Source organism: Xanthomonas sp. NCPPB 1826, from assembly GCF_056725285.1.
The window spans coordinates 5,011,880-5,036,816 of the sequence record NZ_CM161521.1 but is presented as its reverse complement, the minus strand read 5'-3'; the positions used below and the strand labels follow the sequence as shown (position 1 = coordinate 5,036,816).

General features: G+C 67.0%; 19 protein-coding genes. 15 read left to right on the top strand and 4 right to left on the bottom strand.

Features of this window, described 5'->3' with window-relative positions; genetic code table 11:
* Positions 1-283: 283 nt before the first annotated feature.
* Complete coding sequence (locus tag AC1PLA_RS21120) at positions 284-1,144, bottom strand: acid phosphatase (RefSeq protein ID WP_481105304.1); 861 nt, start codon at positions 1,142-1,144, stop codon at positions 284-286.
* Between the two features lie 195 nt (positions 1,145-1,339).
* Here AC1PLA_RS21120 and AC1PLA_RS21115 point away from each other — a divergent pair, with 195 nt between their 5' ends.
* Both AC1PLA_RS21115 and AC1PLA_RS21110 read left to right on the top strand, forming a co-directional pair.
* Positions 1,340-3,640 carry a TonB-dependent receptor gene (locus AC1PLA_RS21115; RefSeq protein WP_016901849.1) on the top strand — a complete coding sequence of 767 codons (2,301 nt, stop codon included), beginning with the start codon at positions 1,340-1,342 and terminating at the stop codon, positions 3,638-3,640.
* Between the two features lie 250 nt (positions 3,641-3,890).
* Positions 3,891-4,991, top strand: coding sequence for a glycerophosphodiester phosphodiesterase (locus AC1PLA_RS21110; RefSeq protein ID WP_481105303.1), 1,101 nt, complete (start codon positions 3,891-3,893; stop codon positions 4,989-4,991).
* 86 nt (positions 4,992-5,077) lie between these two features.
* On the opposite strand, the gene AC1PLA_RS21105 is transcribed toward AC1PLA_RS21110, so the two are convergent.
* Positions 5,078-5,863 (bottom strand): rhomboid family intramembrane serine protease, encoded by a 786-nt coding sequence (locus AC1PLA_RS21105; RefSeq protein ID WP_481105302.1) that lies wholly within the window; start codon positions 5,861-5,863, stop codon positions 5,078-5,080.
* A 356-nt stretch (positions 5,864-6,219) separates the two neighbouring features.
* Positions 6,220-7,176 carry a TerC family protein gene (locus AC1PLA_RS21100; protein WP_016901852.1) on the bottom strand — a complete coding sequence of 319 codons (957 nt, stop codon included), beginning with the start codon at positions 7,174-7,176 and terminating at the stop codon, positions 6,220-6,222.
* 261 nt (positions 7,177-7,437) lie between these two features.
* Here AC1PLA_RS21100 and AC1PLA_RS21095 point away from each other — a divergent pair, with 261 nt between their 5' ends.
* Both AC1PLA_RS21095 and AC1PLA_RS21090 read left to right on the top strand, forming a co-directional pair.
* Entirely contained in the window at positions 7,438-8,604 is a 1,167-nt protein-coding gene (locus tag AC1PLA_RS21095; RefSeq protein ID WP_104624473.1) for a class I SAM-dependent rRNA methyltransferase, read from the top strand.
* Between the two features lie 31 nt (positions 8,605-8,635).
* Positions 8,636-8,953: a membrane protein gene (locus tag AC1PLA_RS21090; protein ID WP_039816449.1), complete on the top strand. Its 318-nt coding sequence runs from the start codon at positions 8,636-8,638 to the stop codon at positions 8,951-8,953.
* A 223-nt stretch (positions 8,954-9,176) separates the two neighbouring features.
* On the opposite strand, the gene AC1PLA_RS21085 is transcribed toward AC1PLA_RS21090, so the two are convergent.
* Positions 9,177-9,671: a hypothetical protein gene (locus tag AC1PLA_RS21085; protein WP_481105301.1), complete on the bottom strand. Its 495-nt coding sequence runs from the start codon at positions 9,669-9,671 to the stop codon at positions 9,177-9,179.
* 27 nt (positions 9,672-9,698) lie between these two features.
* Here AC1PLA_RS21085 and AC1PLA_RS21080 point away from each other — a divergent pair, with 27 nt between their 5' ends.
* The 11 genes from AC1PLA_RS21080 (at position 9,699) to AC1PLA_RS21030 (ending at position 24,876) form a co-directional block, all read left to right on the top strand.
* Positions 9,699-10,022, top strand: a complete 324-nt coding sequence (locus AC1PLA_RS21080) for a DUF3088 family protein (RefSeq protein ID WP_481105300.1) — start codon at positions 9,699-9,701, stop codon at positions 10,020-10,022.
* A gap of 101 nt (positions 10,023-10,123) precedes the next feature.
* Entirely contained in the window at positions 10,124-10,717 is a 594-nt protein-coding gene (locus tag AC1PLA_RS21075; protein ID WP_104575382.1) for an RNA polymerase sigma factor, read from the top strand.
* A gap of 2 nt (positions 10,718-10,719) precedes the next feature.
* Complete coding sequence (locus tag AC1PLA_RS21070; protein ID WP_481105299.1) at positions 10,720-11,688, top strand: FecR family protein; 969 nt, start codon at positions 10,720-10,722, stop codon at positions 11,686-11,688.
* A gap of 156 nt (positions 11,689-11,844) precedes the next feature.
* Positions 11,845-14,607, top strand: coding sequence for a TonB-dependent receptor domain-containing protein (locus AC1PLA_RS21065; RefSeq protein ID WP_481105298.1), 2,763 nt, complete (start codon positions 11,845-11,847; stop codon positions 14,605-14,607).
* 11 nt (positions 14,608-14,618) lie between these two features.
* The gene (locus AC1PLA_RS21060; RefSeq protein ID WP_481105297.1) at positions 14,619-16,751 is read left to right on the top strand and encodes an acylase; all 2,133 of its coding nucleotides are present in this window, start codon (positions 14,619-14,621) and stop codon (positions 16,749-16,751) included.
* 81 nt (positions 16,752-16,832) lie between these two features.
* Positions 16,833-17,309 (top strand): hypothetical protein, encoded by a 477-nt coding sequence (locus AC1PLA_RS21055; protein WP_102596594.1) that lies wholly within the window; start codon positions 16,833-16,835, stop codon positions 17,307-17,309.
* A 121-nt stretch (positions 17,310-17,430) separates the two neighbouring features.
* Positions 17,431-18,687, top strand: a complete 1,257-nt coding sequence (locus tag AC1PLA_RS21050) for a dipeptidase (protein ID WP_481105296.1) — start codon at positions 17,431-17,433, stop codon at positions 18,685-18,687.
* Between the two features lie 468 nt (positions 18,688-19,155).
* Positions 19,156-20,466, top strand: a complete 1,311-nt coding sequence (locus AC1PLA_RS21045) for an MFS transporter (RefSeq protein ID WP_184230769.1) — start codon at positions 19,156-19,158, stop codon at positions 20,464-20,466.
* Positions 20,467-20,491: 25 nt separating this feature from the next.
* Entirely contained in the window at positions 20,492-21,661 is a 1,170-nt protein-coding gene (locus AC1PLA_RS21040) for a glycerate kinase (protein WP_481105295.1), read from the top strand.
* A gap of 163 nt (positions 21,662-21,824) precedes the next feature.
* The gene (locus AC1PLA_RS21035) at positions 21,825-23,003 is read left to right on the top strand and encodes a sugar diacid recognition domain-containing protein (protein WP_046345186.1); all 1,179 of its coding nucleotides are present in this window, start codon (positions 21,825-21,827) and stop codon (positions 23,001-23,003) included.
* Positions 23,004-23,145: 142 nt separating this feature from the next.
* On the top strand, positions 23,146-24,876 hold the full coding sequence (locus tag AC1PLA_RS21030) for a sensor domain-containing diguanylate cyclase (RefSeq protein WP_372469989.1): 1,731 nt from the start codon (positions 23,146-23,148) through the stop codon (positions 24,874-24,876).
* Positions 24,877-24,937 lie beyond the last annotated feature (61 nt).

The window sequence follows — 24,937 nt, the reverse complement described above, 5'->3', positions numbered from 1 at the left end:
CTGGATATCCGGGTCGGCAGCGATGTGCTTGCATCGATCCTGCGGAACTCGTGCAAGCAGTCGGCGGCGTGCGTGCGCGCAGAAATAGCGGGGCCAGGTGGTCTCGATCAGCGCATGGCTGATCTGGCTGTTGTGTCTGCGGCCGGCCTGTGTCAGTGGAACGACATGCATCCGGGATCAGACAAAAATCCGGTGACGCTGGACAACAGAGCGCGGATGCACGTCCGACACTCTCTGTACTGCGCGAGGTCAGCAACAGCGCGCAGGCGGAGTCATCCTGCTGCTACATCACACCCGGCAACACCGTCTGCAATGCCGCGTTCTCGGCATCGCATGCTGGCGATGCAGCGGCGGTGGCAGGTTGCTTTGCACGCGCCTTGTCGATCTCGCCGCGTGCGGCAGCCAGATCTTTCTGGAACTCGGGGTTGTCGTGCAGGGCGGCGACGGTGGCGGCGCCCATGATGCGGCCCTGCAGGACATCGCTCTGCCAGTGCACGTTGCAGACCAGGCGGCTGTCGCCGAAGGCGCGGCCGCGGGCGAGCAGGGTGTCGCGCTGGGCGGGAGCCAGCTCGGCCAGGATCAGGCCCCAGCTCCAGCCGATCGCGGTGTGGCCGGATGGGTAGGAGCCGTTCTTGCGCAGCGCCGCGTCATCGTCGGGCGTGCACATCGGCTGGTCGTTGCGCATGAACGGGCGTGGCCTTTGGTAACGGGCCTTGGCTGCGCTGGTGCTGGTGCTGGCGTCGCGCATGCTGCGTTCGAGCAGGTGCAGCAGGTGCGGGGTGTGTGCCTGGTCGATCTGGATGCCGAGCGCGCAACTGAAGTGATTGGCGGCCGCCGGGAAACTCAGCGCAGCGTCCTGCGTGGCCAGGTCCCAACGCGGTGTGCCGCGCAGGGCAAGCATGGAAGTGGCGATGGCCTGATCGTTGGCGAGCGCGGCGCTGCCGTCCTGTGGCGGTGGCGGTACCAGGCGCAGGCTGTCGGGCACCTGTGCTTTTTCCAGGTAGCCATGTGCATCGGTGGCGATCACCGAGCCCGTCGGGGCCACCTTGTCGCGCGCGCTTGCACTGCCGCATCCCACTGCCAACACCGCGATGGCGACGCTGGTCAGCGTCCGGAAACAAGCGCGGGCAATACGATCGGACATGCAGCAACCCTCGGACAACACGGATGGATGAGGGCGCAGATTACGACGCGCAGATGACATCTGCATGCCAGCGCAACGCAGCTGCGGCGCGGAATGCGCAGCCGCTGTCGCAGCACTGTCATGTCCCGGTCGCATCGACGCAAGACAGCTGTCGCACGCTTGCCGTCATCTTTTGACTCGTCCCCCCTGCCGCTCATGCCCAAGACCCATCTGTTAAGTGCCGCCGTCCTTACCGCGCTCGTGCTGTCGCCGGCCGCCCATGCCGCCGATCCCGAGGTGACTGCCGACACCGGCACGACCGTGCAGCAACTCGACGCGGTCTCGGTGATCGGCCAGGGCGAAACGCGTCAGGTGCAGCGCATCACCCAGCAGGACATTCCGGTGTTGCCGCCGGGCACCAGCATCCAGAAGCTGCTCAACCGCATGCCGGGCGTCAATGTGCAATCCAACGATGCCTTCGGCGCCAACGAGGAGTCGCAGACGATCAGCCTGCGCGGCTTCAACGGCACGCGCCTGGGTTATACGCTCGACGGCCTGCCGCTGGGAGACAACGCCTACGGCAACTACAACGGCCTCAATATCAGCCGCGCCCTGATTGCGGAAAACTTCGGCGGCGTGGAGCTGGCCTCGGGCATCGGCGCACTGGGCACCGCGTCCACCAGCAACCTGGGCGGCACCATCCAGTACTACTCGGCCGATCCGTCCAGCGTGTTCGGCGGGCAGCTGTCGCAGACGGTGGGCTCCGATGCCAACCGCCGCACCTTCCTGCGCGTGGACACCGGCGACTACAACGGGTTTTCGGCGTATCTGTCCGGCATCAATGCCGAAGCCGACATGTGGGCGCGTCCGGAGTCGCCGACCACCACGCGCCAGTTCAATGCCAAGGGCGTGTACCAGTTCGATGGCGGCAAGCTGACCGCGTTTGCCGACACCTCGCGGACCTCGCAGGCCGATTATTCGTATCTGTCCAAGAGCGGCATGGCGCGTGGCCTGGGCTGGGACTGGAACCTGTACGCACCGGACTGGAACCGGGCGTTGGCCGCAGCGTACTGCGCACCGGCCACGCGCAATGCGGCGCGCTGCGGTTTCAGCGGCGGCGTGGACAACATCGACGATGCGTACTACCAGAGCCGCGCGTTGCGCGACGACGATCTGTTCTATGTGGCCGGCGACTTCCAGCCCAACGATGCGATCAGCCTGCACACCCAGGTCTACCACCACGAAAACAAGGGTCAGGGCCACTGGTGGTCGCCGGGCCAGGCGTCCAACCCGGGCACGCCGCAGGCATTGCCGATCTCCATCCGCAGCACCAATTACTGGATCAACCGCACCGGCGGCATCGCCTCGCTCGGCTGGAACCTGGGCCCGCATCATCTCGAAGCCGGGCTGTGGTATGAGCGCAATCACCACGATGTGGAGCGCAATTTCTACTGGATCGATGGGCCGGTCAGCGACGACAAGTTCCTGCAGGATCCCGATCGCCGGCTGTTCTCGCAGAACTACATCATCACCACGCGGCAGTTCTACGTGCAGGGCAACTTCAAGTTCCTCGACGAGCGCCTGAGCGTGGATCTGGGCATCAAGAGCCCGAGCACCGAAATGACCGCGCGCGAAACGCCGGGGCTGGCGGTGGAAGCGCCGGTGGCGACGGGCTCGATCAAGGCCAGCGAGTCGGTGCTGCCGCAGGTCGGTCTGGGCTATCGCATCGCAGACGGGCAGGAAGTGTTCGCCTCGTACGCGGAAAACATCGCCGCGTTCCAGGGCGGTGGCGCCGGTGGTCCGTTGCTGGTGACGCAGGCCTCCTTCGATGCCAGTGTCGGCGCACTGGAGCCGGAGAAGTCGCGCACCGTGGAAGCCGGTTACCGCTTCGTGCGTGACCGCTTCGAAGCCTCGCTGGTGGGTTACGACGTGACCTTCGACAACCGCCTGCTCTCGCTCAATCCCTGCGCCAGCATCCAGCAGGGCACCACGCCGGCCTGCACCACGCGCTTCTTCAACGTGGGCTCGGTGAGCAGCCGCGGCGGCGAACTGACCGTGATCTGGAAGCCGACCAGCTACCTGCAGTGGTACAACTCGGCCTCGATCAACCGTTCGACCTACGACGACAACTACGTGCAGAATGGGGTGATCATTCCGACCGCCGGCAAGACCACGGTGGATACGCCCAAGCGCATGTTCGCCAGCGAAATCGCCTTCAACTACGCCAACTGGAACATCAACCTGCGCGGCAAGTACACCGGCCAGCGTTATTACACCTACACCAACGACCAGGGCTTCGGCGGTTACACCTCGTTCGATGCGGGCGCCGGGTACGACTTCGGCCAGGCCGGCGTGCTGCAGGGGCTCAAGCTCTCGCTCAACGTGACCAACCTCACCGACAAGCGCTATGCATCCAACCTCACCGCGTTCGCCAACAGCGATCCGAATGGCCGTCAGCTGGCATTCCATGCCAGTGCGCCGCGGCAGGTGTTTTTGACCTTGGATGCGAAGTTCTGAGTTAGGGATTGGGGAGTCGGGATTGGGGATTGGTAACAGCGGGTCTTGTGGCTGCTTATTGATTTCCGGTGGCGATCGACGTGGATGGTTTTAGAGTAGCTGGCAAGACTTAGGGAATGATTGTCAGGTTAGTGCGGACGATGCGGAGAAAGCGGGATGTACACGTCGTACATCCCGCACCAACCATCGGCAGCGCTCGCCTGGCGGTCGTGCCGTGGTGTTGATGGCTGCTTTTTTGTTGGAGAAAGGCATGATGCAGTTCCACCGTGCGTTGGTGTTGGGGGCGATGATGGTCGGCATGAGCGGGCCCGCGTTGGCAGAGGCGCCGTTGGCGAAGACGGTACAGATCTTTGCGCACCGTGGCGCCAGCGCGTTGCGCCCGGAACACACCCTGGCCTCGTATGCCAAGGCGATTGTCGATGGCGCCGATTTTGTCGAGCCGGACCTGGTGTCCAGCAAGGATGGTGTGCTGGTGGCGCGCCATGAGAACGAGATCGGCGGCACCACCGATGTGGCCAGTCACCCGGAGTTCGCCGCGCGCAAGACCCGCAAGACCATCGATGGCCAGGCGATGGAAGGCTGGTTCACCGAAGACTTCACTCTTGCCGAATTGAAGACCTTGCGTGCGCGCGAGCGGTTGCCGCAGTTGCGCGGCACGCGTTGGGATGGGCAGTTTCAGATCGTCACCTTCGACGAGATCATCGATTTTGTCGCAGCCGAATCGGCAGCGACCGGGCGCACGATCGGGCTGATTCCGGAGATCAAGCACCCGAGCTATTTCAGTGCGCTGAATCTGGCGATGGAAGACAAGGTGCTGGCGAGCCTGCGTGCGCATGCCTACACGCAGACGGCGCCGGTGGTGATCCAGTCGTTCGAAACCGGCAACCTGCGTGAGCTGCGTGGCAAGATCGGGCGCAGCAGCAATATCCGTTTGCTGCAGCTGTTGGGCGGCGCGCAGATGGCGCTGCCCGATGCGGGCGTAGGCAGCGCACCGCGCACCTACGCGCAGATGATCACGCCCGAAGGGCTGAAACAGGTTGCCAGCTATGCCGATGCGATCGGCCCGGACATCCGCAGCATCATTCCACTGGATGCGCAGCAACGCCTGGGCACGCCGACCAGCCTGGTGCACGACGCGCATGCGGCAGGATTGCAGGTGCAGCCGTATACCTTCCGCCCGGAGAATTATTTCCTGGCCGCCAACAACCGCAGCAGTGGTGCGGTGACCGAGCGCAACGAGGCCGGCGCATTGGCCGAGTTGAAGGCGTACCTGGATGCCGGTATCGATGCGTTCTTTGCCGATGATCCCGGCTTGGCGCGGCGTGCGTTGAGCGAGCGTGCAACGCGTTAAACGTTGGACGCATATGCGGTCTGTAGGAGCGCGCTTGCGCGCGATGAAGCGTTCCCGATAACGCTCCATCGCGCGCAAGCGCGCTCCTACGTCCCAGGTGGCCGTTCGCGTGGCGGGAAGTGCAGCACCACGTTGTGCGAGCCGTCTTCCTGGCGCTGCCACAGCACTGGCACCTGGCGTGGCGGCGGCGGTTCCAGCACGTCGCGTTCGGCGTTGCTGATCTCCCAGGCAGCGTCTTCGTCCTCGTCTTCCCAGCTGTAGCGCGGCCTGGCCTGTTGCGGGTCGCGCAGGCGCAGCAGCAGCGCGGCGATCAGGCCGGCCACCGCGCCGCCCAGATGCGATTGCCAGGACACGCCGGCCTCGTGCGGCAGGATGGTCAGCAACATGCCGCCGTAGAACAGGAAGGCGATCATGCTGGTGGCAATCGCCGGGCGGTCGCGGCGCAGCAGGCCCAGCACGAACACCAGGAACATCAGCCCGTGGGTGACGCCGCTGGCGCCCAGATGCCGGCTCCCGGGCTCGCCCAGCAACCACGCGCCCAGCCCCGAGCCCAGCCACAGCAACGGCAGCGCCAGGGCGGTGGCGCGCGGATACACGCTGCCGGCCAGTGTGCCCAGGATCAACAAGGCGGCGGCGTTGGCGCCCAGATGCGCGAGCGAGCCGTGCAGCAGCGGCGCGGTGAGGATGCCGAGCAGGCCGTCGGCCTGCAGCGGTGCCACCGCCCAGGCGCGCCAGTCGAACATGCCCTGGGCGGTGAACACCGCCACCAGCAGCAGCACGGCGGCCAGGCTGAAGTTGAAGGCACGCAAGACCCGGGAACGATCCAGGCGATCTTGCGAGGTGGCGTCGGCGGCAACAGGATGCGGTGTCATGCCTTCACGGATGGCGTCGCGCGGATATTTTACAAGCCTGTCCGGCGCGGGATAAGCAGGCCCGACGACGGGATAATCTAGTTCCGCCACCGGTGATTGGCGCAGCGTCTCGCGTGGCATCACGCAGGTGACTGGCGCGCGACACCGATTGGCTGCAGGGTCCTTGCCCACCCACCATCGCGGGCCACGCCGCAAGTACGTCCCTGTAGGCGCTTACGCGGCATCCATGCCGCGTAAGGTCCCGCGACGGTGAGCGGGAAAGGACCCGTCGAGCTGGTCGGTGCGCTTGGATGCGAGCAGCGCACGCGGCGCTGCCGTTCCCGATTCCCTAATCCCGATTCCCGACTCCCAGCCCCTCAGTGCCGAGCCGGCTTGGGCGGCCGCAGCAGGCTGAGCACGATGGTGAAGACCAGGATCACGATCACCACCGCCAGCGAGACCAGCACCGGGATCTTGTACAGATCGATGATCATCATCTTGGTGCCGATGAACACCAGGATCACCGCCAGCCCGTACGGCAGCAGGTGGAAGCGGTCGGCCATGCCGGCCAGCAGGAAGAACATCGCGCGCAGACCCAGCACCGCGAACACGTTGGAGGTCAGCACGATGAACGGGTCGGTGGTGATCGCAAAGATCGCCGGGATGCTGTCCACCGCGAAGATCACATCGATCACCGCAATCAGGATCAGCACCACGAACAGCGGGGTGAACCAGCGCTTGCCGTCCTTGATCACGCTCAGCGCATGGCCGTGGTATTGCGGGCTCAGGCGCAGATGGCCGCGCATCCAGCGCAGCACCGGGTTGGCTTCCAGGTCCGGCTCCTTGCCGGCGGAGAACCACATCTTGATGCCAGTCAGCAGCAGGAAGGCGCCGAACACGTACAGCAGCCAATGGAACTTGGTCAGCAGCACCGAACCGGCGAAGATCATGATCGCGCGCAGCACGATCGCGCCCAGCACGCCGATGATCAGCACGCGCTGGCGCTGCTCCTCGGGCACGCCGAAGTAGGTCATCACCATCAGGAACACGAAGATGTTGTCGACCGCCAGCGATTTCTCGACCAGGTAGCCGGTCAGGAACTCCAGCCCGATGCGGTCGGCCGCCGCATCGCCCATGCTGCCCTGCAGGTACCACCACAGCCCGGCGTTGAAGGCCAGCGCCAGCAGCACCCAGCCGATGCTCCACCAGGTGGCTTCCTTGAAGGTGACCTTGTGGGCACCGCCGTGGCGCATCAGCACCAGATCGACCAACAGCGCCACGATCACCACGATCGCGAAGCCGCCCCATAACCAGACATTGCCAATGGTTTGCATAAAAGAATCCCGAAAGTGAAACGACCTGGACAGCCGGTGGGCTGAGGCCTTGTGACACGGAAATCGTGGATTCCGGGTGACGGACCTTCGCCTGCGCGGCGAAGGTCTCGCTCACAACCGGCCGGGCCGGTTGCCGTTGCACCGGAGCGCCTGTTGGCAGGGCTCGTCATGACGGCGACAACGCTGGGAGCTACTCCCCTTCTGCAGCCGATTCTGCGTGCCCGGGGCAGGCACGTCAATCCAGCCGGATACAATGGGCGGATGAATACTCCTGTCCCCGTCGTCCGACTCAAGAATGCGTGGCGCTCCAGCCACCCGTGGATCTTCCAGAAGCTGGTGGAAAAGCCCGCCGCCAAGCCCAAACCCGGCACCATCGTCGATGTGGTCGGCGTGGACGGGGAGTGGGTCGGCCGCGGCTTCTACAACGGCCACTCGCGCATCGCCGTGCGCATCCTGGAGACCGACCAGGCGGTGCCGGTGGATGCGGGCTGGTTCTCGCGCAAGATCGCCGCGGCAGTGGGCCTGCGCCGCGACTGGCTCAAGCTCGACGCGGTGTCCGATGCCTGGCGCGTGGTGCACAGCGAAGGCGACGGCCTGTCCGGCCTGGTGGTGGACCGTTATGGCGACCTGGTGGTGGTGGAGTTCTTCGCCGCCGGCATGTTCCGCCACCGCGAATGGATCTACGAGGCGCTGCGCGAGCAGTTCCCGGGCTGCCGCTTCCACAGCTTTGCCGACGAACACGTGCAAAAGCAGGAAAGCTTCGATTTCCACGGTAACACCACCACCGAAGCGTCGGTGATCACCGAGTACGGCATCAAGTTCCGTGCCGACCCGGCCGGTGCGCACAAGACCGGCTTCTTCGCCGACCAGCGCGAGAACCGCCAGTGGCTGAGCGAGCAGGTCGAAGGCAAGAGCGTGCTGGACTTGTGCTGCAACACCGGCGGCTTTGCGGTGTATGCGGCTGCGCGCGGCGCGTCCGAGGTGCTGGGCGTGGACATCGACGAGGACGTGATCGCCATCGCCAAGGGCAACGCCAAGCTCAACAACGTGCGGCCGAAGTTCGTGCAGGCCGACATCTTCCCCTGGCTGCGCGATGCCTCCAACCGCGGCGAGCAGTTCGATGTGGTGATCCTGGACCCGGCCAAGATGACCCGCGACCGCGAGCAGGTGATTCCGGCGCTGAAGAAGTACCTGGACATGAACAAGCTGGCGCTGGGCGTGGTCAAGCCCGGTGGCCTGTTCGCCACCTTCTCGTGCACCGGGCTGGTGGCCGAGCAGGAATTCCTGGACATGCTGCGGCGCGCCTCGTATTTCTCCGGGCGCACCATCCAGATCCTGAAGGTGGCCGGTGCCGGTCCGGACCACCCGTTCATGGCGCACGTGCAGGAATCGCGCTATCTGAAGGCTGTTTTCTGCCGCGTGATCTAGCGCGGCGATCAACCCCTGGAGCGGCCAGTCGATGACAGCGGACGATGAGGAACGCAAGGCGCTGAGCCGGTTGCTGCGCGAGATCGAGCGGCCCCATGCCAGTCTGCTGGCCAGCAACTGGCCGGTATTCGGCGTGTGGCTGCTGTTCGCCGGCGCCTTCATGTACCTGTTCCAGACCGGTAGCGGCTCGCCGTTGCATCCGTTGCTGCTGGCGCTGGGCTCGACCTGCCTGGGCGTGCTCGGTGCCTGGATCGTGCTGCGCTCGGTATGGGCGCGGCAGTGGCTGCACGTGCGCGAGCATGTCGATGTCGAGAGCGTGCGCGCGCGTTTGGCCGAACTGGGCGATTGAACGACGCGCAATACCACTGCGCGCCGATCGGGCGCGTGCGATGGATTGCGCGCAAGCCAGATCAAATCGCTTGCATGCTGCGCGCTGTGAGCAGCCCATTTTGAACGTCTGATCGCTTCTGCCAGCCGCGCGACATACCGCGTGTCGCAGGCCATAACCGGCCTGCGCGTATCGGTCACATCAGCGATGACCTGCGGTGGGTTGCAGCTGCAGCGGCAACCGATCACCCAGCCACCGGCCGCGCGGTGATCTCCGGCACGGCCTGGCGCAGCTCGGCACCGAACTCGGGATTGCGCATCGCCGCGCCATCGGCGTAGCCGTAGAACACGCCTTGGGTGGGCGTTGTGCCTTTGCGCAATTCGATATCGCCACACGGCTGCGTGGTGCCGGCAATGTTGACCGCACCGAACGCGCCCGGCCTCATGAAGACGGTATTGGCCTGCGCATCGGCGCCGATCGTTGCGCCCGGATGCCATCCAGTCAGACCGCCAGGTACCGCATTGCCCTGCACGGTGCCGCCCATCGCCATGGCGTGGCCATCCGCGTGGCAGCGCGCCCTGGTGCGTGGCGCGCCTGCATAACCCAAAGCAGTCAGGTCATTGCCAACGGCCATTTCGTTGGCCGCATCTGAGCGGACATTGTCGATGTCTGCCGCGATCTGCGCGGCGGCGGTCACCAGGCTGGACACACCCGCAGCGATCGCGATCGATGCTTCCACGCAGCGAGGACGCCACCGCCATGTCCGATGTGTCCACGTCCGCGCTGTCTAGCGCCAAACCGGTTCTGCTGTTGCTGGAGCACGACCTCGAAGATCCCAAGCACGCCGGCCGACGCTTTTTCTGTCGCCATGGCTGGTTGCTGGAAGCTGCGTTGCCGGGCATCGACGGAGTGCGCGGCCCGGCTGGAGGTGCGCCGGATCGGCTTCCCGCGGCCGCGTCGCGGTGTGATCGGCCTGGTCGGCGAAAGCGACCGATCGCTGCCCACGCTGGTGACCTGCAGCGCGCGCTGCGCGGGTAGTGCCATCGCAGCGAACCACCCGTCAGAGGGCATGGCGGAGTTGCGGCGCTGACGCATCGTGCCTTTGAAGAGCAGGTCATTCGCTCGAATCCCCCGGAGAACGCAATGACTTCCTCACCTCGACGTGCGGGCACGTCAGCGGCCGCGTCCTAGATGCCGGCCATCGATTCCCAGCGCGCCGCCTGGCTGGCGACGCAGATCCTGCCGCACGAGCCGGCGCTGCGGCGCTGGCTGCGCAAGCACGCCCCCGGCAACGTCGATTGCGACGATGTCATCCAGGAGACCTACGCCATCCTCGCCGGGCTGGGCGAGGTGGGCCATATCGCCAACCCGCGCGCCTATCTGTTCACCGCCGCGCAGTCGGTGCTGCTGCAGCAGGTGCGGCGCGCCAGAATTGTTTCGATCGAAAGCGTGGCGGAAATCGAGCGCCTGGACATCACACAGGACGAGCGCTCACCCGAGCGCCACGCCATTGCCGGTCAGGAGCTGCGCCGCATCGGCGAAGCGCTGGCGGCACTGCCGGACAAATGCCGCCAGGTGTTTCTGCTGCGCAAGGTCGATGGCCTGTCGCAACGCGAGATCGCCGCGCGGCTCGGAATCAGCGAGAACACCGTGGAAAAACACATCGTGAAGGGATTGCGGCTGCTGATGGCGCGGATGGGCCGCACCCCCGCACCCGCACCCGCATCGGCCGCCGGCCAGGCCGCGCCGGCCACGCGCCTGGCCGATCCGCAGCGCGGCAGCTGAGCATGCGCAGCATCGACGACATTGCCGCTGCCTGGGTGGGCCGCGAAGACGGCGACCGGCTCACGCCGGCCGAGCGCGTGCAGCGCGACCGCTGGCTGGCCGAAGACGTGCGCCATCGCGGTGCCTATGCACGTGCGCACGCGGTGCACCTGCATTTCGATCGCGCGCGTGCGTTGGGGCAGGGCTTTGGCGCGGAAGCGATGCGTTCACGGCGCACGCATCGACGCGGCAGGTGGCTGGCCGCACTGGCCGCCTGTGTGGTCGCTGCGGCCACCGGCATGCTGGCACTGCAGCAGGCCGTGCCCGACCACGGCGCGCCCGGCAGCGGCCATCACCTCACCCGCATCGGTGAGGTATTGCGCCTGCCGTTGGCAGACGGCTCGGCGGTGACGCTGAACTCCGGTTCGGAGGTGGCGGTGGAGTTCAGCCCCGCCCGTCGCCAGGTTCAGTTGCTGCGCGGCGAGGCCTTGTTCGACGTGGCCAAGGACCGCCATCGCCCGTTCGTGGTGATGGCGGCCGGCGCGGAAGTGCGCGCGGTCGGCACCAGTTTCAGCGTGCGCCGGCGGCAGGACGATGCCGTCAAGGTCGTCGTGCGCGAAGGCACCGTCGACGTGGAAGCCGACCAGCGCGTACCGCAGCGGGTGACAGCCAACATGCTGGCCATGGTCAGCCCGACGCGGGCGGTGCAGGTGCAGCCGCTGCCAGCACGGCGCGTGCAGCAGTTGCTGGTCTGGCGCGAGGGCATGATCGCCTTCGACGGCGACACCTTGGCGCAGGCCGCTGCCGAATTCGCCCGCTACAACGACATGCGCATCCTGATCGACGACCCCGCGGTGGCGCGGCGCACCGTGGTCGGCCTGTACTCGGCCAACGACCCGGAAGGCTTTGCACGCTCCGTTGCGCTGAGCATGGGCCTGCAGATCGAACACACCCGCGGCGGCATCCACCTGCGCGGCGCACTCGCGCAGTGAGGTGCAGCGCTGCACGTCATCACCAGCGATGTCGATGGCGGAAAAGCGGCGGCCACGCATCCAACAGACAGGGGGCCACACAGCAACGGTGACAACGACCGGATAGCGGCGCACGCGCGCCAGCGGAGAGCAGTGATGCAGGCAGCAAGCAGGCGTTTGAGCAAGGCCATCGGCACCGCCGTGGCGATGATGGCAGCGGGACATGCGCTGGCAGCGTCAGCGCAGGGGCGCACCTTCTCGCTCCCCGAGAGCAATGCGGTGGTGGCGCTGCCGGAGTTTGCGCGGCAGGCCGGGGTGCAGATCGTGGCGCCCGGCGAATACCTGCAGCAGGTCCGCACGCCGGCCGTGCAGGGCACGCTGGAAGCGCGCGTGGCATTGCGGCAGTTGCTGGCCGGCACCGGATTGAGCGTGGTCGAAGATGATGGCGAACGCATCACGCTGGCCTCGGCGCAGCCGCTGACGGCCGCGCTCCACGGCCATCCGGGGACGGGGTATGCGCAGGTGGACGCATCCGCGCCCACGCCACCAGCGTCCACGCCACCCGCAGATGCCGCCGTCGGCAATCTGGATGCAGTGGTGGTCACCGGCGCGCGCGGCGTGCAGCGCACCGTCACCGAAAGTCCCACCCCGATTGATGTGATCGGCGCGGCGGAACTGGAAAAGACTGGTCGCCCGGGCCTGCTGGCGGCGCTCAACGATCTGGTGCCCTCGTTCAATGCGCCAGCCAAATCCGGCAACGGCACCTCGTATGTGATCGCCACCGGCGGGCTGCGCGGGCTCAATCCGGATCACACCCTGGTGCTGGTCAACGGCAAACGCCGCCATCGCACCGCCAGCATCAACATCGCCGGCATCGTCGGGCGCGGCTCGGTGCCGGTGGACATGAGCCTGATCCCGGTCTCGGCGGTGGACCACATCGAGGTGCTGCGCGATGGCGCGGCCGCGCAATACGGTTCGGATGCGATCGCCGGCGTCATCAACATCCTCCTCAAATCCGATGCCGATGGAGGCAAGGCCGACATCCTGTGGGGCCAGAACATCGACCGCGCCGATGGCGACAGCAGCAGCGCCAGCATCGGCAAGGGCCTGGCACTGGGCAGCGACGGCTTCGTCTATCTGGCCGCCGACGCCAGGTATCAGCAGACCTCCAATCGCGCAGTGCCGGTGGCCGACGATTACCGGCTGTACTACCCGGTCAACGGCCAGCCGGACCCGCGCGAGGCCACCGCCGACCGCCTGATCACGCGCAACTTCGGCCAGCCCTGGCAGAAGGGCGCCAACTTGTCCTACAACGCCGAACTCGGCCTGGGCGGCGACCTGCGTGGCTATTCCTACGCCACTTACAGCCGTCGCCTGAGCGACCTGGAATGGTCGTTTCGCAATCCCAACGCCAACAATACGCTGCAAGAAATTTATCCGGACGGTTACAGCCCGCGCCTGCGCATCGACGAGACCGATTACGAGTTCACTGCCGGCATCAAGGGCCTGTGGGGCGAATGGGATTGGGACCTGGCCACCAGCTACGGCCGCAACGCCTCCGAACGCGACGGCCTGCACACGCTCAACGCCAGCCTGGGGCCGACCAGCCCCACCGCGTTCTATCTGGGCCAGCTGACCTCCACCGACTGGACCACCAGCCTGGACATCACCCGCGGCCTGCAACTGGCCGAGCGCCCGCTGCAGGTATCGCTGGGCGTGCAATACCGCTACGAGAAATACCAGATCCAGGCCGGCGAGCAGGCGGCGTATGCGGCCGGTGACTACGTGTTTCCGGCTAGCCATCCGCGTGCTGGGCAGGCGCCGCCGCCCGGCGCGCAGGGCGCGATCACCTTCCAGCCCGACGAAGCCGGCAGCCTGGATCGCACCAGCGGCGCGGCCTATGTCGACCTGACCTGGGACGTGGCCGACAGCGTGTCGCTGGGCCTGGCCGGTCGCTACGAGCGCTTCGACGATTCGGCCGGCGACACTGCGGTGGGCAAGTTCACCGCGCGCTGGGCCATCACCCCCACCTTCGCGCTGCGTGGCGCGGCCAGCACCGGCTTCCGCGCGCCCGCGTTGGCGCAGGCCTTGTACGCGGCCACCAACAGCAGCTGGCGCACGCTGGACAACGGCGATCGCGAACTGTTCCTGGCCAAGACGCTGCCGGTGGATTCCCCCGCCGCGCTGGCATTGGGCGCCGAACCGCTGAAGCCGGAAGAATCCACCAATGCCAGCATCGGCTTCACCTACAACCCCACGCGCGCGCTCAGCCTCACCGTGGATGCCTACCGCATCGATCTGGACGACCGCATCGGCATGACTGGCTACATCACCGGTGCGGCGATCACCGACCTGCTCACCCGCGCCGGCGTGTCCGGGGTCGACAGCGCGCAGTACTTCACCAATGCCATCGATACCCGCACCGAAGGCGTGGACGTGGTGGCGACCTGGCGCATGGAGGCCGGCGACTGGGGCCGGGTCAACTGGAACCTGGGCTACAACTACAACACCACCGAGATCACCCGCATTGCCGACAACCCGGCCGCACTGGACTCGCTGGGCGCCGGCTACGAACTGTTCGACCGTGCTTCGCGCGGCTATCTGTCGCGCACCCCGCGCAGCAAGGTGCTGCTGGGCGGCAACTGGGTGATCGGCGACTTCGCGCTCAACGTGCGCGTCAACCGCTTCGGCAGCTTCGATGTGCTGGAGAACAACCCGGCCAACGACGAACACGTGCCAGCCAAATGGATCACCGATCTGGAAGCGTCCTACGCACTGTCCGGGCGCATCACCTGGACGCTGGGCGCCAACAACCTGTTCAACCAATACCCGAAAAACATCGGTGCGGTCGCCAGCACCGGCAGCGGTTTCTACGTCACCAGCGTGCCGTACGGCTTCACCGGCGGGTCCTATTACACCAAGTTGACCTACACCTTTTGAGGAGTGATCCAGTGCCGCGACTTTCTTCGATGCGGGCGCATGCGCGCAGCGCTTCCCTCTGCGCAGGGCTGTTGATCGCATTGTTCTGCGCCCCGCAGGCGGCGCTTGCCGGCACCGGCAAGGACAGTGGCGAAATCCTGTGGGACCGCTACGGCGTGCCGCATATCTATGCCAGGACCGAAGCCGGCACCTTCTACGGCTTCGGCTGGGCGCAGACCCACAGCCACGGCAATCTGTTGCTGCATCTCTATGGCGAAGCACGCGGCCGCGCCGCCGAATACTGGGGCGAGAAGTACGCCGAACAGGATCGCTGGCTGACCAGTAACGATGTCTACCCACGCGCGCAGCAGTGGTACCGACAACAGACCCCGAGCTTTCGGGCCGACCTAGACGCATTCGCGCAAGGCATCAACGACTACGCAGCCGCACACCCGCAGGCCCTGGACGCAGAGGTCAAGGTGGTGCTGCCGATCACCGGCGTGGACGTGGTGGCGCACGCGCACCGACTGATGAATTACGTCTACATCGCCTCGCCGGCCAAGGTGCTGGGCGAGCCACCCAAGGACGGCCAGGCGCGCGATGGCTCCAACGCCTGGGCGCTGATGCCGAGCAAGACCCGCGACGGCCACGCCATGCTGCTGGCCAATCCGCATCTGCCCTGGGGCAGCGGCTTTTTCACCTATTACGAAGCGCATCTCAACGGACCGGGCGTGGATCTGTATGGCGCCACCCAGGTGGGCCTGCCGATCCTGCGTTTCGGCTTCAACAAGCAACTGGGTTTCACCAATACGGTGAACACGCTGCTGGGCCAGACCACCTACAAACTCACGCTGTCGGGCGAGGGCTATCTGCTGGACGGCAAAGTGCTGCCGTTCAAGCGGGAAACCAAAACGCTGAAGATCCGCCAGGCCGATGGCGCGCTGAAAGAACAGACCTTGCAGGTGCGGCAGTCGGTGCACGGCCCGGTGTTCCAGCGTTACGACGGCAGCACCGTGGCGCTGCGTGTGGCCGGCCTGGATCGGCCCGACATGCTCAAGCAGTACTGGGACATGGGCAAGGCGCAGGACTTTGCGCAGTTCCAGCGCGCGCTCAAGCAACTGCAGGTGCCGATGTTCAACATCGTCTATGCCGACAACGCCGGCAACGTGCTGTTCCTGGACAACGGCATCCTGCCCAAGCATGCGCAAGGCGATCTGAAATACTGGAGCGGGCTGGTGCCGGGCGATACCGCGTCCACGCTATGGCGCGATGTGCACAGCTACGACGAGCTGCCCAAGGTGATCAACCCGGCAGGTGGCTTCGTGCAGAACACCAACGACCCGCCGTGGCTGGCCAGTTGGCCGCGCGTGCTTGACCCAAAAAAATTCCCGTCCTATGTCGCACCGACGGGGCCGATGTCGCTGCGCGCGCAGAACTCGGTAAAGATGCTGGCCGAGCACGACAGCATCGACTTCGACCAGCTGGTGGCGCTGAAGCGCACCGCGCAGGCGCTGGCGGCCGATCGCACGTTGCCGCAGCTATACGCTGCCGCCGCAGACAGCACCGATCCGGACATTCTCGCCGCGATCAAGGTGCTCAAGGCCTGGGACCGTCACTTCGAAACCGATAGCCGTGGCGCGCTGTTGTTCGAGCAATGGGCGCGGCTGTTCACCGGCGATGCGCGCTATCTCTCGCAGGCCGGCTACGCCACGCCGTGGTCGCTGGACGCTCCGCTGACCACGCCCAGCGGCCTGAAGGACCCGGCACTGGCGCTGCGTCAGCTCAAGCAGGCCGTTGCCAGCACCAGGCAGGCCTATGGCGCCATCGACCGCCCGTACGGCGAGGTGTCGCGCTTCCATCTGGGCGATGTCGATGTGCCCGGCCGCGGCGGTTTCGGCAATCTCGGCGCGTTCGACGTGATCACCTGGAACCCGCCCAATGCCGATGGCCAACGCCTGCCGCAGCATGGCGAAACCTGGGTCTCGCTGGTGGAGTTTTCCACCCCGATCAAGGCCAAGGGCCTGATGAGTTACGGCAATGCCAGCCAGCCTGGCTCGGCGCATATCAACGACCAGTTGCAGCTGCTGTCCAAAGGCGAGTTCCGCACCTTGTGGACCACCCGCGAGCAGGTCGAACAGCACCTGGAATCGCGCACCGACTTCTGACGATTACCCCGACGATCGCCCCAGCTTGAAGCAGCTACCCGACAGCACCGCCCGACATCCCAGCATCCAAGGACACAGACCATGCGCACCTTTCCGACCGCCGCCTTGTTCGCCATCGTGGCGTTGACCGCCACGTTCACCGCGTCTGCGGCCGACCCGCACGACGGCGCCTGGACCCTGGTGGAATCCAAATCCAACTGGAGCGACGGCAAGTTCCCCAAGGGCATGCGGCTGACCATCAATGTGCAGTTCTCCGACAACCGCATCGAATACCACTCCATCAACACCACCCGGCCGCAGACCCCGTACAAGGTCGATTACGTCACCACGCTGGATGGCAAGCCCAGCCCGCTCAACGAGCAGGCGCGCTTCAACCAGATCGCGGTGAGCAAGACCGGCGCCGACACCTACCAGATCCTCAAGATGAAGGACGACGACGTGATCGTCGGCGAGTTCTGGACGTTTTCCGCAGACGGCAAGACGCTGATCCGCAATGGCGTGGGCAAGTCGCCGGAAGGCAAATCCAAGGCCTACCACGAGTTCTTCGAACGCAAGTGAGCACTGGCGCGTGGTCGCGGGCAGCAATGTCTGCGGCCACGCGCCACGACAGCCAGTGATCGTGCAGCGGCTGAGGCAAGCGCAGCTATGATCGATGCACCCCCATCTTCTGCGAGCTGCCATGACCCTGCATCGCCTGTGCACCGCCATTTTCCTGAGTCTGGCCGTGGCCGCACCCGGCCACGCGCTGGAGTTTTCCAAGGCCGAGCTGGCGCGCGCCACGGCGCTGCAACAGCGCCTGGTCACGCTGGATTCGCATCTGGACACGCCGGCCAATCTGGAGCGCCCTGACTTCGACGTGTTGCAGGCGCATGCCGGCAACCGGCTGTCGCAGGTGGACTACCCGCGCATGGTCGAAGGCGCGCTGGATGGCGGCTTCTGGGCGGTCTACACCGGGCAGGGCAATCGCAGTGCGGCCGCGCATCTGGACGATCGCGATGCCGGTCTGCAGCGGTTGTTGAAGATCCACACGCTGCTGGCCGCGCAACCACAGCGCTTCGCCTTCGCCACCACGCCCGCCGATGCCGCGCGCATCAAGGCCGATCGCAAGCGCGTGGTGTACATCAGCATGGAAAACGCCAGCCCGCTGGTGGCCGACCCCACGCTGCTGCGCTTCTATTACGCGCAGGGCCTGCGCCTGATGAGCACCGTGCATTTTCTCAACAACGAGTTCGCCGACTCGGCCACCGACCCCAAGGGGCCGGAGTGGAAGGGCCTGAGCCCGGCCGGCAGGCAACTGGTGCAGCAGGCACAGGCGCTGGGCATCGTGATCGACCAATCGCATGCCTCCGATGCGGTGTTCGACCAGTTGATCGCACTGTCGCCGGTGCCGATCGTGCTCTCGCACAGCGGCGCGCGTGCGGTGTTTAACCATCCGCGCAATATCGACGACGCGCGGCTGAAGGTGCTGGCCGAGCACGGCGGGGTGATCCAGGTGAATTCCTACGGCGGCTATCTGGTCGACAGCGGCGCCAGCCCCGAGCGCAAGGCCGCCGAGAAGGCGCTGACCGAGCAATATGGCGGCTGGGAGCACATCAAGATCGCCGACGGCACGGCCCTGAGCGCCGCGCTCAAGGAGCTGGATGCGCGCTACCCGATCAAGCGCGCCACCGAGGAGGACTTCTTCGCCCATCTGGAGCATGTGCTCAAGGTGGTCGGGCCCGAGCACGTGGGCATCGGCATGGACTGGGACGGCGGCGGTGGCGTGGTCGGCCTGGAAGACGTCTCCGACCTGCCGCGCATCACCGCCTGGCTGCTGCGCAAGGGCTATACCGAGCAGCAGATCGCCGGCATCTGGGGCGGCAACCTGCTGCGGGTGATGGGGCAGGCGCAGGCGTATGCGGTGGGGAATGGGGAATCGGGAGTTGGGAATCGGTAGAGCGGGATTGGGGAGTCGGGATTCGCAAGGCCGAGGCGGTCTGTTGTGCGGGGCTGGGTGCTGTGTCGGGCTTGGCGGTGGCCGCCGGCTTGGTTGTGAGTGCAGGGCTGGGGTAGAGGCGCGTTGCTGCTGCGGGCTTCTTCGCCGGATGGGCTGATTGGGGCGCGCGCGGAGTGCGCCGGCGCTAGTTGTCAGCCAGGTGGTTGGGGGCGGGCGCCGTCGCAGCATCGGGGTCGCCAGCCTTGCACCAACAGCATGGTTGCTGTTGCGTTCCGAGCCCGGCATACGCCGGGAGCGGTTGTGGCTGATTTAGGCAGTTGCACAAAAACCCGCGTCTGCTTGCCCGCAGACAGGCAGCAGGCTGACGATGCTTCCGGGAAAAAGCTCCAACTAGAATGCGCCGACCCCTGTGTGGTGCCGGTGCCAGCACTGCGCGCCGGTGGGGCCCACCGACTGCTGGAGCGTGCGATGACCCAAGCCACCCGGCCACTGCCGCCCCCCGATGGCATGGCCCCGACCTACCGCAAGATCCTGTGGCGGCTGATCCCGTTCCTGTTCGTCTGCTACCTGTTCAACTACCTGGACCGGGTCAACGTGGGCTTCGCCAAGCTGCAGATGCTCGGCGATCTGGGCATGAGCGAGACCGTGTACGGGCTGGGTGCGGGCATCTTCTTCATCGGCTACCTGGCCTGCGGGGTGCCGAGCAATCTGATCCTGCAGCGCATCGGTGCGCGCCGCTGGGTGGCGATCATGATGGTCAGCTGGGGCCTGCTGTCGACCTGCCTGATGTTCGTGCGCACGCCGGCCGGCTTCTACACCCTGCGCCTGCTCACCGGCGCGGCCGAGGCCGGCTTCTTCCCCGGCATCGTGCTGTACCTGACGCGCTGGTTCCCGCGCGCCCAGCATGGCCGGGTCATGACCGTCTTCATGTCGGCCATCCCGATCTCCGGCGTGCTGGGCGGGCCGTTGTCGGGCTGGATCCTCGGCCATTTTTCGGCCGGGCAGGGTGGCCTGGCCGGCTGGCAATGGATGTTCCTGCTGCAGGGCCTGCCGACCGTGCTGTTGGGCATCGGGGTGTGGTTCCTGCTCAGCGATGGCGTGCAGCAGGCGACCTGGCTGGACCCGCAGGAGAAGCAGGCACTGACCCGCGCGCTGGCCGCCGACGAAGCCGGCAAGCCGGCCGGCGCCTCCAGCTCGCTGGGCGCGGTGCTGCGCAACCCGGCGGTGTGGATGCTGGGCACGGTGTACTTCTGCATCCAGAGCGGGGTGTATGCGATCAACTTCTGGCTGCCCTCGATCATCCAGGGCAGCGGCGTCACCGACCCGACCCGGATCGGCCTGATGAGCGCCATTCCTTACCTGGCCGCGGCGGTGTTCATGCTGCTGATGGGGCACTCGGCCGACCGCCGCCGCGAGCGCCGCTGGCACCTGGTGATCCCGTTGCTGATGGGGGCGGCCGGGCTGTGCATCGCTGCCAGCGTCACCGACAACCTGGCTCTGGCCCTGTTCGGCATGACCCTGGCCACGATGGGCGCGGTCAGTGGCTTGCCGCTGTTCTGGCCGCTGACCAACGGCTTTCTCACCGCCGCCGCCGCGGCCGGCGGGCTGGCGCTGATCAACTCCACCGGCCAGGTCGCCGGCTTCGTCAGCCCGTACCTGGTGGGCTGGATCAAGGACGCCACCCACAGCACCGAGCTGGCGCTGTACGTGCTGGCCGGGGCCATGCTGCTGGGCGCCGCGCTGGTGCTGCGGGTGCCGGCACGCGCGGTGAACCAGTGATGCGTCCGTCCCAGCGAGTGTGCCCATGAAGATCGTCATCGCCCCCGATTCCTACAAGGAAAGCCTGTCCGCGCTGGAGGTGGCCACCCAGATCGAGGCCGGCTTCCGCGAGGTGTTCCCCGACTGGCAATACCGCAAGGTGCCGGTCGCCGATGGCGGCGAAGGCACCGTCGACGCCCTGGTGGCGGCCACCGGCGGACGGGTGATCGACTGCACGGTCAGCGGCCCGCTCGGCACCCCGGTGCAGGCGTTCTTCGGCCTGACCGGCGACGGCCGCACCGCGGTGATCGAAATGGCCGCCGCCAGCGGCCTGGCACTGGTGCCGCCGGCCGAGCGCGCGCCGCTGCGCACCAGCACCGCGGGCGTGGGCGAGTTGATCCTGGCCGCGCTGGATGCCGGCGCGCGGCGCTTCATCATCGGCATCGGCGGCAGCGCCACCAACGACGGCGGCGCTGGCCTGGCGCAGGCGCTGGGCGTACGGCTGCTGGATGCGCAGGGCGAGTCGATCGGCCCGGGCGGCGGTGCGCTGGCGACGCTGGCGCGGATCGACACCCAGGACCTGGACCTGCGGCTGCAGGACTGCCAGTTCGAAGTGGCCTGCGATGTGGACAACCCGCTGATCGGCCCGACCGGCGCCTCGGCGGTGTTCGGCCCGCAGAAGGGTGCCACCCCCAGCATGGTGCGCCAGCTCGACAGCAACCTGCAGCGCTACGCCGATGTGCTGCAACGCGACCTAGGCGTGCGCCTGCATGACCTGCCCGGTGGCGGTGCGGCCGGCGGACTGGGCGCGGCGCTGGTGGCCTACCTGGGCGCGCAGTTGCGGCCCGGGGTGGAGATCGTGGCGCAGGCGCTGGGGCTGGATGCCCTGGTCGCCCAGGCCGATCTGGTCATCACCGGCGAAGGCCGCCTGGACAGCCAGAGCCTGCACGGCAAGACCCCGGTGGGCGTGGCGCGGCTGGCGCAGCGCCACGGCAAGCCGGTGATCGCCATCGCCGGTTGCCTGGGCAATGGCGCTGCGCTGCTGCATGGGCACGGCATCGACGCGATGTTTGCGGTGGTGCATCGCGCCTGCACGGTGGAGCAGGCGCTGGCCGAAGCGGCCAGCAACGTGCGCATCGCCGCACGCAATGTGGCCGCCGCGCTGCAGCTGGGCCGGGCCTTGGCGCAGTTGCCTGCGAATGCAGCCACGCGCTGACGGCAGCGCGCGGGATGCCGTGCGCAGGCAACTGCCGCGCGGTCGCCACGTGATCCACGGGCGCTGCCTGCCTGATGCATGAGCGCATAGGACGGGGCGCCGCCATGCAGCACCGAACGTGCCACCGTGTCCTCCCGCGATCGCGCCAACAGACCCCACGCCCATGCTCACGCTCGACCGCACCCTGGCGCAGTCCATCGTCGACCGCGCGATGACCATCATCGACGGCAACGTCAATGTGATGGACCACACCGGCGTCATCATCGCCAGCGGCGAGCCGGCGCGCATCGGTCAGCTGCACGAGGGCGCGCTGCTGGTGCTGTCCAGGCAGGGCCGGGTGGAGATCGATGCAGCGCTGGCGCAGCAACTGGATGCGGTGCGCCCGGGCGTCAATCTGCCGCTGATCGCCGATGGCCGCATCGTCGGTTGCGTCGGGCTGACCGGCGACCCGCAGCGGATCGGGCAACAGGCCGAACTGGTGCGCATGGCCGCCGAAGCGATGCTGGAACAGGCCGGCCTGCTGCGCCTGCTGGCCCGCGATGCGCGCCTGCGCGAGGAAGTCACGCTCGGCCTGATCCGCGCCGACGGGCCGACCCCGGCACTGGCCGGCTGGGCCGAACGGCTCGGCATCGCGCTCGACCTGCCGCGCGTGGCGGCGGTGATCGAAGTGGAAAGCGACACCCTCGACCTGGACGCGATGCTGGTGGAACTGCAGCGCCTGCACACACTGCTGTCCACGCCCGAACGCGGCAACCTGATCGCCGCCACCGCGCTCAACGAACTGGTGGTGCTCAAGCCCGCACTGGACCGCCGCGGCCACTGGGATGTGGACGAACAACGCCGTCGCGCCCACACCTTGCTCGAGCGCATGCGCGCCAGCAGCCCGCTGCGGATCCGCCTCGCGCTGGGGCAGTACTTCCCGCAGCCCGGCGGGCTGGCGCTGTCGCACCAGATCGCGCGCACCACCATGCGCATCGGCAAGGCGCGCGCGCCGCAGGCCGATGCGTTCTTCTACGACGACCATCGCCTGCCGGTGCTGGTGGACGACCTGCGCCAGGCCTGGCAGGCCGAGGAACTGCGCAAGCCGCTGCAGGCGCTGCTGGCCCAGGACCGCCGCGGTGACCTGGTGCAGACCCTGTCGGTGTGGTTCGGCGCCGGCATGCGCATGGCGCCCACTGCCAAGGCACTGGCCATCCACCGCAATACGCTGGATTACCGCATGCAGCGCATCGCGGAACTCTGCGGCGTGGACCTGCGCAATACCGACGACTGCGTGCGCCTGTATCTGGCCTTGCAGATGCGCGATGACACTGCGGCAAGCGGGACCGAGCCCATCCAGTGACGGAGCGTGTGGGCTGCGCACAACGCACCTTCTGTGCGATGGCGCACGCAACGCTGCGTTAGCAGGTATGTTCGGTCCGCTAGACTGAGCGGATTGCCCGGGGGACCAAGCGAGCATTTCATTGAGCCACTGCGACGCCGTCGTGTCATCCACCTCCCGCGAGGCCGAGCGGCTGTCGCGTCTGGCGCTGTTGCAGGTCGTCGACACCGATGCCGAGCCGTTCTTCGATGCGTTGGCCGCCGCCGCGCAGGCGATCGCCGGCACGCCGATCGCGCTGGTGTCGCTGGTGGACGAACATCGCCAATGGTGGAAGGCCAATATCGGCCTGCCCGACGCCAGCGAAACCCCACGCGAACTCGCGTTCTGCGCCTACACCATCCAGGACGATGCGGTGATGGAAGTACGCGATGCGCCGGCCGATCCGCGCTTTCGCGACAATACGCTGGTCACCGATGCGCCGGGGATCCGTTACTACGCGGGCGCGCCGATCGTGTTGTCCGACGGCTTGCGCATGGGCACGGTGTGCGTGATCGACCAGCGCCCGCGCGCGCTGGAACCGGCGCAACTGGCGGCCTTGCAGCAGCTGGCCCGGGTTGCCGCCGAAGGCCTGGAGCAGCGCCGGCTGATGCTGGAACGCCAGGCCGCCAACGAACAGCTGCAGCAGCGCCTGCGCGAGAGCGAGGCGTTCCTGGAACGCACCGGCCGCGTTGCCGGCGTCGGCGGCTGGGAAGTGGACGTGGCCAGCGGCACCCTGACCTGGTCGGACCAGACCTGCCGCCTGCACGATCTGCCGGCCGGCTACCGGCCGACCCTGGCCGAAGGGATCGGCTTCTATCCGCTCGATGCGCGCGCGGTGATCACCGAAGCGGTCGAGGCCTGCGTGCGCGATGGCACGCCCTGGGATCTGGAACTGCCGCTGGTCAGCGCCACCGGCCGGCAGCTGTGGGTGCACAGCACCGGCTCGATGGAGCATGTGGACGGACGCACGCGCCTGATCGGCGCGATCCAGGACGTTACCGACCGCCATCGCGCGGTGGATGCGCTGGCCGCCAGCGAACGCAAGTTCCGCAACATGTTCCAGTACAGCCTGGGCCTGATCTGCACCCACGACATGGATGGCCGCCTGATCAGCGTCAATCCGGCCGCCGCGCGCTCGCTGGGCCGCAGCGTGGAGGGCATGGAAGGCCGCTCGTTGCTGGAATTCGTCCGCCCCGAGCTGCATGCCGCCCTGCACGGCTATCTGTCGCGGATGGTGCTCGACGGCCAGGACGCCGGCGTGATCGAGCTGGTCGCCAGCGATGGCAGCCTGCGCCACTGGCAGTACCGCAACGTGCTGGACGTGGAGGCCGACGCCACCATCGTGCTGGCGCACGCCCAGGACATCACCAACCAATACCAGCAGGAGAAGCAGCTGCTGGAATGGTCGTTCACCGACCCGCTCACCAACTGCTACAACCGCCGCTTCCTGGACGAGCTCGACAAGCGCGACCCCAGCGTGCGCTGGGGCTGCATCGTGGTGGATCTGGACAAGTTCAAGCTGGTCAACGACACCCATGGCCACCAGCGCGGCGACGAGGTGCTGGTGCAGATGGCCTGGTTCCTCAACCAGCCGCTGCGCACCCAGGACCGTCTGGTCCGCCTGGGCGGCGACGAGTTCCTGGTGCTGCTGCATCAACCCACCCAGCCGCAGCTGGCGGCCCTGGTGCGCGACTACATGGCCGCCATCGACGAGGCGCCAATCCGGTTCACCCTGGGCACCGCCCTGCGCAACGACGGCGAGGCGCTGGCGGCGGTGGTCGACCGCGCCGACCACTCGCTGTATGCGCTGCGCCGGGCGCGTCGCGGTACCGGCCTCAGCGACCAGCGCGAATAACGCGCGCTGCACCGCTGCAAGCGGCCACTGCCGAAGCTGATCGGCGGCTGACCCTGTCTTC

Bases quoted from the DNA above. Each gene is read 5' to 3' on its own strand.
- AC1PLA_RS21105 (WP_481105302.1), bottom strand. From the start codon at position 5,863: ATGACACCGCATCCTGTTGCCGCCGACGCCACCTCGCAAGATCGCCTG.
- AC1PLA_RS21040 (WP_481105295.1), top strand. From the start codon at position 20,492: ATGAAGATCGTCATCGCCCCCGATTCCTACAAGGAAAGCCTGTCCGCG.
- AC1PLA_RS21100 (WP_016901852.1), bottom strand. From the start codon at position 7,176: ATGCAAACCATTGGCAATGTCTGGTTATGGGGCGGCTTCGCGATCGTG.
- AC1PLA_RS21035 (WP_046345186.1), top strand. From the start codon at position 21,825: ATGCTCACGCTCGACCGCACCCTGGCGCAGTCCATCGTCGACCGCGCG.
- AC1PLA_RS21050 (WP_481105296.1), top strand. From the start codon at position 17,431: ATGACCCTGCATCGCCTGTGCACCGCCATTTTCCTGAGTCTGGCCGTG.
- AC1PLA_RS21055 (WP_102596594.1), top strand. From the start codon at position 16,833: ATGCGCACCTTTCCGACCGCCGCCTTGTTCGCCATCGTGGCGTTGACC.
- AC1PLA_RS21080 (WP_481105300.1), top strand. From the start codon at position 9,699: ATGTGTCCACGTCCGCGCTGTCTAGCGCCAAACCGGTTCTGCTGTTGC.
- AC1PLA_RS21120 (WP_481105304.1), bottom strand. From the start codon at position 1,144: ATGTCCGATCGTATTGCCCGCGCTTGTTTCCGGACGCTGACCAGCGTC.
- AC1PLA_RS21075 (WP_104575382.1), top strand. From the start codon at position 10,124: ATGCCGGCCATCGATTCCCAGCGCGCCGCCTGGCTGGCGACGCAGATC.
- AC1PLA_RS21045 (WP_184230769.1), top strand. From the start codon at position 19,156: ATGACCCAAGCCACCCGGCCACTGCCGCCCCCCGATGGCATGGCCCCG.
- AC1PLA_RS21115 (WP_016901849.1), top strand. From the start codon at position 1,340: ATGCCCAAGACCCATCTGTTAAGTGCCGCCGTCCTTACCGCGCTCGTG.
- AC1PLA_RS21090 (WP_039816449.1), top strand. From the start codon at position 8,636: ATGACAGCGGACGATGAGGAACGCAAGGCGCTGAGCCGGTTGCTGCGC.
- AC1PLA_RS21095 (WP_104624473.1), top strand. From the start codon at position 7,438: ATGAATACTCCTGTCCCCGTCGTCCGACTCAAGAATGCGTGGCGCTCC.
- AC1PLA_RS21110 (WP_481105303.1), top strand. From the start codon at position 3,891: ATGATGCAGTTCCACCGTGCGTTGGTGTTGGGGGCGATGATGGTCGGC.
- AC1PLA_RS21070 (WP_481105299.1), top strand. From the start codon at position 10,720: ATGCGCAGCATCGACGACATTGCCGCTGCCTGGGTGGGCCGCGAAGAC.